Source organism: Chryseobacterium sp. 3008163, from assembly GCF_003669035.1.
Classification (GTDB): Bacteria; Bacteroidota; Bacteroidia; order Flavobacteriales; family Weeksellaceae; genus Chryseobacterium.
On sequence record NZ_CP033070.1, the window covers coordinates 135,412 to 149,218 of the forward strand.

Genomic DNA, 13,807 nt, shown 5'->3' on the forward strand with positions numbered 1-13,807 from the left:
TTAAAACAAATATATATTTTTATTTTAAATAAATGTAAATATTACACTTAATTTTAATTTTCCCTTTATTTATGGTACTTTGAGATTATTTTATCTTTAAAACGACAAAAGAATTGGGTGGAATTTGAACAGGAAATTTCCCTTTTTTAATTAAAGAATTCTCCTCAAGAGGTTTTATATTTTCTGTTTGGAAATTATTTTCGGCAGAAAGTTGAAAAGCTGTCAAGGTTGTTTTGGTTAATTTGCTTCCTAATTTGATGTTTTTTGGATTGATTTCAACTGATTTTTCCTTAGAATCCGTATTAACAATTTTGATGATTGTTTCACCTTTTTTGCTGTCTAGAACTGCAGATGCAAAAAGTTGGCTTTGTCCTTTTACGGCATTTCCGTTTTCAGAAATTATAATTAAATCAGTTCCTTTATTGTTGGAAAATAATTTCTGAACGTAATAATTCGGTGTTGCGTAAGAATGTAAATTATTAAACCAAATTAAATCCGGTGTCCATTGCCAACCGTCTGCGTGTGCAAAAAGCGGTGCATAGGAAGTCATCGTAACAACATCTGCATTTCTTTCCAATCCTGTCATAAAAGCAGCTTCCGACAATGCGGTCTGCCAGTTATTTTTGTTATCGGGTTTAACGACACCAACTGATTGTGCAGCATACTCTCCGGCAAACACTTTTGGTCCGGAACGGTCATAAGCATCATATCTTCCAGCATTTTTCGTAAACCACTCCGGTGAATTGTAATAATGCTCATCCACAATCTGTGCATTGAGTTTTTTGAGTTCTTTCCAGCCATATTCAAAGAATTCTCCGTCGGGCGACGGTCCGCTTCCTGAAATAATTTTAATATCCGGATATTTGGCGTGAATAGCTTTTTCAAAAATTTTATAACGCTCAATGTAATCTTCTCCCCATTGCTCGTTCCCAACACCAATATATTTCATATTGAATGGTTTCGAATGTCCCATTTCAGCACGGATTTTTCCCCATCTAGTATTAGCATTTCCGTTTGCAAATTCGATTAAATCCAAAGCATCCTGAACGTAAGGATTTAATTCTTCCAAATGAATCAATTCGGCAGTGTTGAACTGGCACGCCATTCCGCAACTTAGAATTGGTAACGGTTCTGCTCCCAAATCTTCGGAAAGCTGGAAATATTCATAAAAACCTAATCCGAACGACTGATAATAATCGGGAGTGAGGCGATGTGCAAAACCTGAACTCCATTTGTTGATGAGATATTCTCTGTCGGCGACATTTCCTAAAGTTTTTTTCCATTGATACCTTTCGGCAAGTGTTCTGCCTTCGACAATACAGCCTCCGGGGAAACGCAAAAATCCTGGTTGCAGGTCGTATAATTTTTGAACTAAATCATTTCTCAAACCACCTTTTCTTCCCTTCCAAGTATCTTGTGGAAATAGGGAAATCATATCCATATTTACCACGCCGTTTCCGGTAAAAGTGATTTGTAGTTTTGCTTTTTCAACCGTTCTTGATGGAGAAAAAACAGCAGTATATTTTTGCCAGCCTTTTCCTTTGATGAGAATGGGAACTGTCGAAATTATCTTTCCGTTTTCGTCAATCAGACTTGCGTTGAGTGCAGAAATATTTCCGGATACATTTTCCAAGTCGAAACTAAAATCATATCTGGAATTCTGATGAAGTCCGATTCCTCTGAAACCTTCATTCTCCAAAATATAATTTTTATCATTGTAAATGGTTATTCTTGCGTAGTTTTTATTGGTTTTAGAATTATCAGAATAAATAGTCAAAAAGCCGGAATCTAAACTCGGAGAAAGGGTTTTCGTGTTTTGTTGTTTCCAGCCCGTCAACGGTTCGTCAAATTCAAAGCTTCGATTTTTGATGAGTTCGGCATAAATTCCGCCATCTGTTGCAAAGTTGATATCCTCGAAGAAAATACCATACATCGTTGGCTTGATTTTGATGTTGGTAGATTTTCCGTCCAAATCGAGGAAGTGCTTTTGGACATTTCCATTTTGCGCTGAAAAAAATGCAACACTTAGTGAAATAGCGATTGTGAATATTTTGGATTTTGTTTTCATTGATTCGTTTTTATCTTAGAGACACTTCGACTACGCTCAGTGTGACATCTCTACAACTATATTTTTAAACTGATTTATATTTAAATTTAATTGTAAGAGTTTAATTTACTTTCAACTGAAGGTTTTTCAATCCAGACTCATCGGAAGTTCCTCCATAAAAAATGGTATAATCTCCAGACTTTGAAATCAAATCATCGGATTTTTCGTCATAAAATTTGAATGATTCATTGGAAATTATGAGTTGGATATTTCTTGTTTCTTTAGATTTAATCAAAACTCTTTCAAAAGCCCTTAAAGTCTTTACAGGAGCCAAAGCATCATTATTTCTTTTCACATAAACCTGAACAACTTCTTCACCGTCTCTTTCTGAAATGTTGGTAACCGGAATCGTTATCATAATATTTTCATTAGAACTGATGGTGTTTTTATTCAATTTTGCATCTCCATAATTAAATTTTGAATAGCTCAAACCGTGGCCGAATGCGTACAAAGGTTTTTCGGTCATATAACGATAGGTTCTTCCCTGCATATCGTAGTTTTCAAAACCCTGATGTTTGCTGGTTTTAGAAAGTGCATTATCTAGTTGCTCCAGATTTTTGTAAAAAGTAATCGGCAACTTTCCAGACGGATTGTAATCGCCTGCCAAAACATCTGCAACCGCGGTTCCGCTGGCTTGTCCGCCGTACCAGGCATTCAGCAATACATCGTAGTTTTTTTCGTCTTGTTCCAGACCAAGCGAACTTCCTGTACATAATACAAAAACGACAGGTTTTCCGGTTTTTCTTAATTCCGCTAGTAATTCACGCTGAACTTTTGGAAGTTCTATCGAGGTTTTATCGCCTCCTTTGAAACCTTCTGCGCTTACCAACATTTCTTCACCTTCTAAACTTGGCGACAATCCGCCAGCAAAAATGATAACGTCAGCATCTTTTACTTTTTGTTTGAGTGATGCAAAATTCACTGGATCTTTTCTATACACTTCAAAGGCAATGCTTACGTATTTTCCTTTCTGGCTGTGTCGAAGTTCTACCAAATATTCTTTCCCTTTCTCCATTTTCACAGGAAATTCCGAAGGATGTCTTGCGTCGGGACCTTTTCTGGTAGCAATTTCTTTTCCGTCAACAAAAAGCATGTAAATATCTGATGTTGCGGCAGAGAATATCACTTCGCCATTATAACTGCTTTTAAAAACACCCGAAATTTTTGCCGATGTATTTTCTCTCGCAACTCCTGCAGCGAGTTGTGTTCCACCAAAACTGTTATACGTAATTGCGGTATTGTTAACTGATGTATTTACAGGCTGACCTTTAAATTCATTATTGTTAAAAAATTCTACCTTCATTCCTTTTTGTCCGTTTTTCTGACTGACAAAATTTTGATAGAGTGAATTTCTTGCGGTAGGATCTGCTACTTCACTTCCCTTTTCATAAATTATTTCAGCGTTTGGAAATTTAGTTTTAATTCCGTCTAAAATAGTGACGGTAGAAGAAGGTGTTCCGTTGTAATTTCCCAATTGCATAATTCCATCGTGTGCATTGGGACCAACTACTGCGATTTTTTTAATATTTTTATTTAAAGGAAGAATATTCTTTTCGTTTTTCATCAGCACAATTGATTTTTGAGCCATTTTCAAAGCCTGTTTCTTGTGTTCATCTGAATCTACCACCGAATATGGAATGTTGTTCCAATGAACGGAAGATTTGGGATCAAGCATTCCCAATTCAAACCAACCTTTCAGGATTCTTCGCATTGATATATCAAGGTCTTTTTCGGTAATCAGTCCGCTTGCAAGAGATTTATTAAGATTGTTATACGTATCTCCACATTCCAAATCAGTTGAATGTTTTAAGGCATCTGCAGCAGTACTTTTTTCATCGGGATGGGTTCCGTGGTATTTCTCCTGATAGAAATCTGCCAAAGCCCAACAGTCTGAAACGACCATTCCGTCGTACTTCCATTTTCCTCTAAGAATTTCGGTAAGCAAAGTATTGTTGGCGCAACACGGCTGCCCATCGAAAGCGTTATAGGCGCACATCACCTCTCTTACATTTCCTTCCAAAACCAAAGATTTAAAAGCAGGAAGATAAGTTTCATACAAATCCCTTTTGGAAACTTCTGCGTTGTAAGAATGTCGGTTCCATTCGGGACCGCTGTGAACAGCGAAATGTTTGGCGCAAGCGTGTGTTTTAAAATATTTCGGGTCATTTCCCTGTAAACCTTTTACGGCAGCAACGCCCAAAACAGAAGTCAGGTAAGGGTCTTCTCCGTATGTTTCCTGACCTCTTCCCCATCTTGGATCGCGGAAAATATTGATATTCGGAGTCCAGAATGTGAGACCTTCGTAACGTCCGGTTTTATTGGTTTCATCGAATGATTTGTTGTATTTTGCTCTGGCTTCGTCGGAAATCATTTCAAATGTTTTGAGATGTTCCGGAACGTCCCAGGTGGCCGCCAATCCAATAGCCTGAGGAAAAACAGTCGCTGTACCAGCTCTTGCAACACCGTGAAGTGCCTCATTCCACCATCCGTAAGCGGGAATTTCGAGTCTTGGAACAGCTTTGGAATTGTCCATCATCATCCCTATTTTTTCTTCTACGGTTAGTAATCCGAGAAGGTTGTCAATTCTTTGTTCAACGGGAAGTTTGGGGTTTTGGAAGGGATGTTTGTAGTTCTGTGCATAACTTACGCTACTCATTACAAAAAATAAGGTGAACAGAATTTTATTCATATTGTTGATTTTAAATCCATTATTTTATTCATTTGGTTAAATAAAATCAATGGATGTGGCTTTAGAATGTGATAAAGGCAAATATAAGATTCTATTTTTAATAAATGTATAAAATACACTTGTTTTTTTTATCTTTAGTATTTTGGATACTTAATTCACGAAATAATTATCAATCTTCCGCATAATCTCATAAGAAAAGCCACCAGAAAAACTGATGGCTTTGAAATTAAATTTTTAATAGATTATTTTTTAATCAACTTACGAGTTACCGTTTGACCGGAATCAGATATTTCAACGAAATAAACTCCAGAAGGAAGGTTCGCAATATTAATTTTATTTTTACCTGAAGAAAGTTTCTGCTTTCCAGCAATCAAGCTTCCTTTTGCGTCAAATATTGAATAGTTTGCCGTGTTTGATTTAAGTTCAACAAAAAATTCATTTTGCGCAGGATTTGGATAAACGCTCACCTCATCTTTTATCATTTCATTCTGAGAAACGGCAAGTGTAGCAAAATTCAATGGAAGAAAAGCGCTTGTGTAAGTATTTTCTTCTGTAATATATCCCTGGAAAGGATTAATAAAAGGTTCGTTCCCGGCAACTACTTTATAGAATCCAGTAACTCCGTTTTCTGTCTTAAGCACGTACGCTCCGGCAGGAACTTTTATCGTATGATAAACTCCATTCACCTGATTTACAGTTATTGCTTTTGGAGTTGATACATTACCTGAACCAACAAAACTAATGTTTCCCGTAGCATTAACGAGTACAGGTGTATTTGCAGGAATGATACCACTGGTAATCTGTGTAGATGCTACCCCCGTTGCAGAAGGAATCATGGTATATGCTGTAACTCCTAACGGAATACTTGCCTCAAAAGGCAGTAATACAACACCATAATCACTGAAATTTCTTGTATATGATGCTGCCGTTGCACTAAAATTAAATGGCACCTGAAAGTCCTTCCCTTGATCTGAAAGAGTAAGTGTATTGCAGACAGTTCCGGATACCACGTTTGTGTTGTTATTGTTCACAGAACTGTTAACGTAAAATAAACTGTTCAGGTTTTGAGAGGTACTAATCCAGCTTGATGTTGCATTAATTCCGGTTGTATTTCTAAAATCCAATGAAGTGTAATATTCATTTTCTAATGCATCCATAAGATTACTGTCAGTCGATGCATATGCAGCTTCAAACTTAGATGCTCTTTCGTTTCCTACATTGAAATATACATCACCAAGCGTTAATGTAAGAATAGAACTGAAATTTCCACTTCTCAGCCCAATAATTCCTTTGCATCCAAAAGGCAGTACCGATCTGGATATATCAAATACCAAATTAAAACTGCCTGATCCCGGCGTTGGAAAAGCTACACTTCCGTAATTGTGATTTCTCAGTGTTCCGTTACTGTCTACATAATATAATGTTGTATTAGAAGAAGTTGGCAAATTGCTTGTCATATAACTTAGGACATTAAAAATTAGTTTATTATATCTGTCATTTAATGCTACATATCCGTTCGCTGCGGTAGTATTTGAACTGATAAGCGGTGTAGAATTGTAAAACGTAACTGTCTGACCAGACAATTGATGCCCTGTACCGAAAGCCGGATTTGTAGTCGTCTGAGTTTCAATTTTATTATAATGCATCTCTGTTCCTGTCATTAAGGAAATAGGTCTGTCACCACTTTTATTAAAAACAAAAGTCATTACGCTTGAAGGACTCACCGTAATCTGCGGTCTGAAAGTATCGGCAGAAAATGTGAATGGAGCAGAAACCATGTTCGAAGTTTGTGATGTCGTTGTACTGGTTCCTGAATTGGTAAAGAACGGCAGATCTGCTTTCAGGTTATACGAGTTTGAAGATGAATTGATGACCACCAGTGTAATCTGGTTTCCATCCTGTGAAATGTATGATGAACCTTCCAATGTGCCATTGGCTACTTCCCATTTAGCATCGATTCTCCTTTTACCCGTTGTCGTCTTTGCGAACTGTGATAAAATATATCCTCTTTTTGTCATCTCACCTGCTACGGTACCATTTGTTCCATCACCCATCATTCCGTAGTATCTTTTTGATGCGTAGTGAACCCATGCATTGATATTACCAAGCATCGCATTGTTTACACTCCTTGCAAAAGTGAAACCATCAATCGACCAGTTAAAGTCTCTTGCAGGTACAGTGGTATTGGAATTCCAGTTGATGAGATATTCTGTTTGCCAGATTTGTTTATTATAATTCTGAAATTGCTTGTATACCGACTGCATAGAGCCATACTGATGACCTCCATACACTTCAAAATTTGCCATCACTGCAGGACTTAGAAAAGCATTTGCAAAATTATCTGTAAAACCGACACTTTCCGGAGCAATAACGTTACAGTTGATCAAATGTCCATAGTCTTTAACGAAAGTAGCAATCTGCGTTGGAGTCCAGATACATCCCTGATATTGTGCCATCTCATCAGGCTCGTTCTGTATAGAAATATAATCAAGTGTTACTCCGTTGGTAGCCAGATAAGTCACGAAACTGTTGAGATGAAGAGCATAATCTTGGTAATTTGCAGGTTTCAGATAACCAATCTGCTGTACTCCGTTCGTATCTGTGTACACTGCGTTAACGTGATTATTGGTTTTCCATGCTGCAGGCATTGTCCAAGGGCTTGCAAATACAATCAGTCCCATTGATTTTGCCAATTGTGCTGTGGCCAAAACCTGTGGCCAGTTGGAACTGTCTTCCGGAATATACAGCCTCAGCATATTGTATCCGCCATCAGTAGCACCGGTTCCCCAGAGTTTCTGAATTTCTGCGGTTGTCATGTGATTGTAGGCAAATTGCGGACTGCAGACGAATCCTCCGAATCCTGTAATGTTCTGATAAGTAATATTCTTATCAATTTTTACTTTTGCGGTCTGTGTACTCTGTGCATTAAGATGCCCTGTGAATAAGATACCTGCCATGGCAGCAAGTACTAAATTGACGATTTTTCTCATAGTAATAATTTGATTTTAAATGTGACATAAATTTTAATTTAACTCAATATGTTATTATTGTTTTTTTGAAATAAAATGTGTGGAAAATTGCTTATTTATTTTCTGAAATTTCACTTTCCGGCGCTCCCAAATAACTTGGCTTAAGTCCGCCTGTGTTGATTAAAATCTTTTCTAAAACAATTCCCGGTTCCAGCACTCTAAAACGAAGAGTATGTTTTCCCGGTTGCGAAATCTGATGTTTTGTGATTGATTTAATGATGTGTTCCGACTGCCATTTTCCTAATTCACCTTTATAGTGACCATTGAAATTGATGACTTGCGGAGTTCCATCATCAAATGAAATCTCATAACGCAGTCCTTTATTATGATTATAGTTTAAAGTTGGAGCTAATAAAAGTTGTACCTCAAATTCGCCTTTGGATTCAAAATTAATATCGTATTCCAGATAGGTATTTTCATTAGCTTTCGGATAAGCATTTTGTGGAAATGTTGTGATACCGGATTTTGTCTTACCGAAATCAGGAATAACTTCCCAATGAATTTGGTCAGAATTATTCATTCTTGCAAAATTTTCGGCTTCGATAGAAACATAACCATTTTTCTCTTGGAACACTTTCTCCTTCGACACATTTGCTTCAGAAACGTAAGTGATTTCAGGCATTATATTTTCTTTACCGTCGAACCACGCCTTGTATCCTATCTTCATCTGATCCATCATATGCGTCCATTTTCCGCTGGCAATTACATTGTTGTATTTATTATCGAGATAAGTATTTCGCTCGAAACATTCTTTCACTTTATCAGCATAGAAATTAGCTTTAAGGTCATTTTTCGAAGCCAATTCTTTATTTTTTGCCACTGCATAATACATTTCGTACAAATTACTACACGCATCAATCGGATAAAGAACCAACTGATAATACGCATCCTGATATTCTGCAGGAATCTGCTCTTTCAAACGTAATGCATCTACTGCCAAAGCTCTGTAATCATTCAAACCGTTTCAAATTCATTATAATTTTGAAGACTGAATGTTTTGCTGTCAAGTGTTTCAGGTGTTACTCTGCGGTTGTATTTAGCATAAAGATTAATCATTCTGGCAATTTCCTTTGAATGTTTTTCGCCAAATTGCTGAGCAGACCATTTCTCGGTATATTCTAAAAGATTTTTAGAATTAAATTGTTTCGGATTCCACGCCATTTCTAAGAAAAAACTGATTGGAAATTCCATCGGTTTTAAATCACCAACATTTACAACCCAAACTTTATCTACACCGTGTTCATAGGAAAGATTCATCTGCTCCCAAACCCGTTGTATCGGACTAATATTAATCCATTTTGAATTTCTCGGCCCGCCTACATAGTCGAAATGGTAATACATCCCGTAACCGCCTTTGTGTAAGGGTTTCGAAAGGTCTGGAAGCTTTCTCACGTTGCCCCAGTTGTCATCACAAAACAGCAGAATCACATCATCCGGAACTCTCATTCCTTTATCATAATAATCCTGAACTTCTTTATACAACGCCCAAACCTGAGGCGTTTTATTAGGATTTTTACCTGTCACATTTTGTATGATTTTACGCTGGTCTTTTACGATGTTCTCCAATAAGGAAATATTAATTCCCTCTCCCATTGCTTCATCGCCATCACCACGCATTCCGACAGTGACTAATTTTTCCCAGTTTTTGCTTCTAACGATTCCAGCTTTCCAGAATTCCTGCAACACTTTAGCATTTTTTGAGTAATCCCAAACGTTCGGAAGATTATTTTTTTTGATGTATCTGTGCCAGTCGGCTTGTGCCTGTGCCATTGGTTCGTGGTGCGAAGTTCCCATTATAATTCCCATTTCGTTGGCTAATGGTCCACTCAAAGCATCATCGTCGTAAAATGCTTTTCCCCACATCGCAGGCCATAGATAATTGGCTTTGGAGCGAAGAAGCAATTCAAAAACCTTTTCGTAAAATTTAGAATTGATGCCACCGAAAGTTGCTCTTGCCCAACCACCAAGGGAAGGTTCTTCATCATTCAGGAAAATTCCGCGGTATTCTACGGCAGGTTCTCCATCGGTATAAATTCCTTTTTTGAAATATAAATTTTCTTTCTTTTCTACCGGAACATCTGCCCAATAATGCCAAGGTGAGACGCCAATCTGCTGCGAAACTTCGTAAATCCCATAAATAGTTCCCCGTTTGTCGCTGCCTGCAATCACAATCGCTTCGGAAACTCCGGGAAATGGATTGCTGATATTTTGGATGATGTATTTTTCACGTTTTCCGGTTAATGCTTTTCCATCAATTTTTTTTTGTCTGATTAAATCATCAATGATAGATTGTGTTCCGACAGTTCCGATGATGATTAAAGGAGCATTCATTCCTGAAATCTGATTCAGAATGTTAGGTTGCTCGCCTGTGACTTTCTGGAAATCTGTTTGGAGATTTTTGACAGCCCTCAGAATTCCGTTATCAATTCCGGAATTGGTGTAAATGGAAAGATTGACCGATTTTTCTTTTAAGACAATATTTTCCGGATTTTTTTCAGTAATAATGAATGGTTCTGTCGCACTGATTTGCAAACAAAAACCGAAGAATGCGACGAGAAATAATATTTTTATCTGATTCATAATCTTATATTTTTATTTATTTGTAACCTTCAAGGTTTTAAAAACCTTGAAGGTTTGAATACGATTAATTTCTTAACACAAATCCTCCGTTAGTCCAAATTTCTACATTGAACTCTCCTTTGGTATTTATTTTCACCTGTTTTTCTGATGAATTTCCCTGCGTATCATCATTGATGAATTTCACCGTTTTTCCGGCAAACATTGGTAAAACAATTTTCAGTTTCTTAACCGCTTTTTCTGCATTAATACCCGCAACATACCATTTGTCCTGATATCTTCTCGCTATCACAGAATATTTCCCAGGATAACCGTCAATGAAAACCGTCTCGTCCCAAAGTGTGGGCACTTCTTTCATAAAATCCAATTGGAATTTTGGAGCATCGGTCAGGTTATTGGGCATTACCCCAAACATCTGAACCGGATTCTGAAAAAGAACAGCTGTTGCCAATTGGAAACCGTCGGTGGTATGTCTTTTATTTTTTTCTTTGTTGGATTTAGTCAAAAATTTATTCAAAAAAGTTCCGCCAAATTCCATACTTCCGACCGTATTTCTGATGAACGGATGCAAAGTGGCAAAAAACGCTTCCTGCTTGCGGACATCCTCTGAAAAATAAAGCATTTCTGAGGCTAAAACAGCTTCGCTTCCTGCATAATTCGGATACATCACTTCCCAACCTCTCGGCAAAGTGGCTCCGTGAAAAATAATCATCAGACCAAAATCATTGGCATCCGACAAAATATCTTCGTACAGACGCATTGTTTCCTGTTTGTCTCCGCCAAAGAAATCGACTTTTAATCCTTTTACTCCCAATTCTTTCAGCCATTTCATTTCTTTTTTTCTTTCGATGGAAGAATTCATTTTATTTCTTGGTCCCATCGGCGCATCATTGGCGACTCCGTTGGAATTATACCAAAGCATCACATCCACATTTTTGGATTTTGCGTATTGAACGAGTTCTTTCATTCTGTCTTTGCCAATATTTTTATCCCAAAGCGCATCCATCAAAATGTATTCATAACCGATTTTTGATGACAAATCAATAAATTTGGTTTGGTCGTCATAATTCATACTGTTATCCTGCCATAGAATCCAACTCCAGGTAGATTTTCCGAACTGATATTTTTGCGAAGGTTCGTAAAGCGGTTCTACCACATTAAAAGGAATTGTAGTTTCCACAATTGGTTTCAACGAATCTCCAATGGTAATGGTTCTCCAAGGTGTTTTCCCCGGAAGAGAAATCGCTGCGCCCGAACTTCCGAAACCATTATTTTCTGCCATATTCGGATAGGCAACTTGGTATAGATTTTTTTCTGAAGCGGTATCAAGATGAGAAGCACAATACAAACTACTAACTCCAGTTTCTGAAAGTAAAATCCAGCCTTCGTTTACGATATGAAAAAGTCCCGGGAAAACGTAACCATAATCCGCTTTTGTTCCTAATTCTGCATCGGCTTTGTAGCCACTTTCGTAGCTTGGTGCTGTTCGTGCAAAACCGGTCATCGGTTTCATCATTGGTGAAAGAAATGTTGTTGTCTGTTGTGGAAATCTGTATCCTGTCACTTCCGATTGCACAACAACACTGAATCGGTCTTTCATTGGCGGAATGTCATATCGAAACGCAATATTATTATCACTTACCTGAAACTCAATTCCAATATTGAATTGGTCTTGATTGGTAAAATTGACGGTCAATGTATTGGCTTTATACTCAACTTCAGATTTTTTGATTTTCTCGTTGCTGTATTTTTTAGAAACGTTATCTTTTTTGCTGTTGATGAATTTTAAATTTTTAGAAAAATCCGATTCATTGGTTATCAATCCCAAAGGAGATTTTTCGAGCATTGTTTTTCCTTGAAAAGTAACGGAATACAATGCTTTTCCCTGTTCTGAAAATACATTCAGTTTCAGTTTTCCGTCCGGACTTGAAATTTCCGCAACCTGTGCTTTGACCTTCGATAAAAAACAAAAGCTTATGAATAATATAAATAAAAGTGTAATTTTTTTCATTCTAATTTATTTTGAAAACATCCAATAGTCAAAAAACATAATATCTTTTTCAGCTTTGCCATTGAATACGAAATAAAGATTATGAATACCTGTAATTTTGTTGGTTAAATTAATTTTAACCGTTTCAAAGCGGTCATCTCCGCCAGTCATCGGAACTTTTATTGTTCCTGCAAGCGGTCCGTCCAAACTGTCTAAATGAACATCCATCGTAACTCCGCCGTTATGCGTGGTTCCTACTCTTGCAGAAAAAGTTATTGCGCCATCTTTTCCAAAATCAATATTTTTCACACTCGAATAAGCTCCATTTTTCTTTGCTTTGATGAAAACTCCCGCAACTTTATTTTGATAAGATTTTACATTTTCTGACCACGAAATCATCTCCGCCTGATTGAATGCGTAAGGATTAACGGTTGCAATAGCTTTCGTAATCCCATTGGTCATTTTGAAAGGTGAAATAGAACCATCTTTATTAAATTCTAATTCCTGCACACTGACCGAACGTGTGAATCCACTTCCGCCCGGCAACGCACCATTGTGATAGAAAAAGTAGGTTTTCCCTCTGAAATCAATCACGCCGGGATGATTGGTAAAAGATTTTCCTTCCGCAGGCATTATGATTCCTCCATATTTCCACGGACCTTGTGGACTTTCGCTGGTGGAATAGCCGATAAATTCAGGCAACGCACCGCCCGGCCAGAAGAGATAGTAGAGATTTTTTCTCTTGTACAACCAGGGACCTTCTTCGTATTTTGTGGGTCTTTCCGGATTGCCTTCTCGTTTTCCGAAAGATTCTTCGGTCATCGGAACTTCAACAATGTCGCCCGAATAGGAAATCATATCTTCATTGAGTTTTACATATTTTAGTTTAGGATTTCCCCAATACAAATGTGCCTGACCGTCATCATCAATGAAAACCGTCGGGTCAATATCGCCCCATTCACTCTGAACTAAAGGTTTTCCCAGCGGATCGTGAAATGGACCGAACGGACTGTCGGCAACTGCAACTCCAATTGCACCCTTATTGTTGGTTTTGGAAATCATTGGGACGTACATAAAAAACTTTCCGTTTCGTTCAATACATTGTGCTGCCCACGCATCACGCTTTGCCCAATCGAAATCGGTATAGGAAAGTATCACGCCGTGGTCTGTCCAGTTGACCATATCATTGGTGGAAAACAGTTTCCAGTTGTTCATCGTAAACCAAGTAGAATCATCCTCATCGTGGCTGGTATAAACATACAAACGGTCATTGAACACCATCGGTGCAGGGTCTGCGGTGTAAGCGGTTTGAATGATGGGATTTTGTGCAGACAAAATTCCACCATAGCAAATCAGCAGACCATTTAGTATTGTTTTTATGATATTTTTTTTCATTTTCATAGCAATTTGGCTTT

General features: G+C 37.6%; 7 protein-coding genes. All 7 read right to left on the reverse strand.

From position 1 onward, the window contains the following. Positions 1-85: 85 nt before the first annotated feature. Entirely contained in the window at positions 86-2,068 is a 1,983-nt protein-coding gene (locus tag EAG08_RS00565; RefSeq protein WP_129533778.1) for an alpha-L-arabinofuranosidase C-terminal domain-containing protein, read from the reverse strand. Positions 2,069-2,168: 100 nt separating this feature from the next. Further along, entirely contained in the window at positions 2,169-4,796 is a 2,628-nt protein-coding gene (locus tag EAG08_RS00570; protein ID WP_129533779.1) for a beta-glucosidase, read from the reverse strand. 242 nt (positions 4,797-5,038) lie between these two features. Then, positions 5,039-7,786, reverse strand: coding sequence for a T9SS type A sorting domain-containing protein (locus EAG08_RS00575; RefSeq protein ID WP_129533780.1), 2,748 nt, complete (start codon positions 7,784-7,786; stop codon positions 5,039-5,041). A gap of 91 nt (positions 7,787-7,877) precedes the next feature. Then, complete coding sequence (locus EAG08_RS21605; protein ID WP_228446694.1) at positions 7,878-8,783, reverse strand: hypothetical protein; 906 nt, start codon at positions 8,781-8,783, stop codon at positions 7,878-7,880. Further along, positions 8,780-10,405 carry a glycosyl hydrolase 115 family protein gene (locus EAG08_RS21610; protein WP_228446695.1) on the reverse strand — a complete coding sequence of 542 codons (1,626 nt, stop codon included), beginning with the start codon at positions 10,403-10,405 and terminating at the stop codon, positions 8,780-8,782. Before EAG08_RS21610 ends, EAG08_RS21605 begins: the two co-directional genes overlap by 4 nt. Before the next feature lie 64 nt (positions 10,406-10,469). Then, a complete protein-coding gene (locus EAG08_RS00585; protein ID WP_129533781.1) occupies positions 10,470-12,413 on the reverse strand; it encodes a glycoside hydrolase family 97 protein in 1,944 nt (647 codons plus the stop codon). A gap of 6 nt (positions 12,414-12,419) precedes the next feature. Next, positions 12,420-13,787, reverse strand: coding sequence for a glycoside hydrolase family 43 protein (locus EAG08_RS00590; RefSeq protein WP_129533782.1), 1,368 nt, complete (start codon positions 13,785-13,787; stop codon positions 12,420-12,422). Between the last annotated feature and the right edge of the window lie 20 nt (positions 13,788-13,807).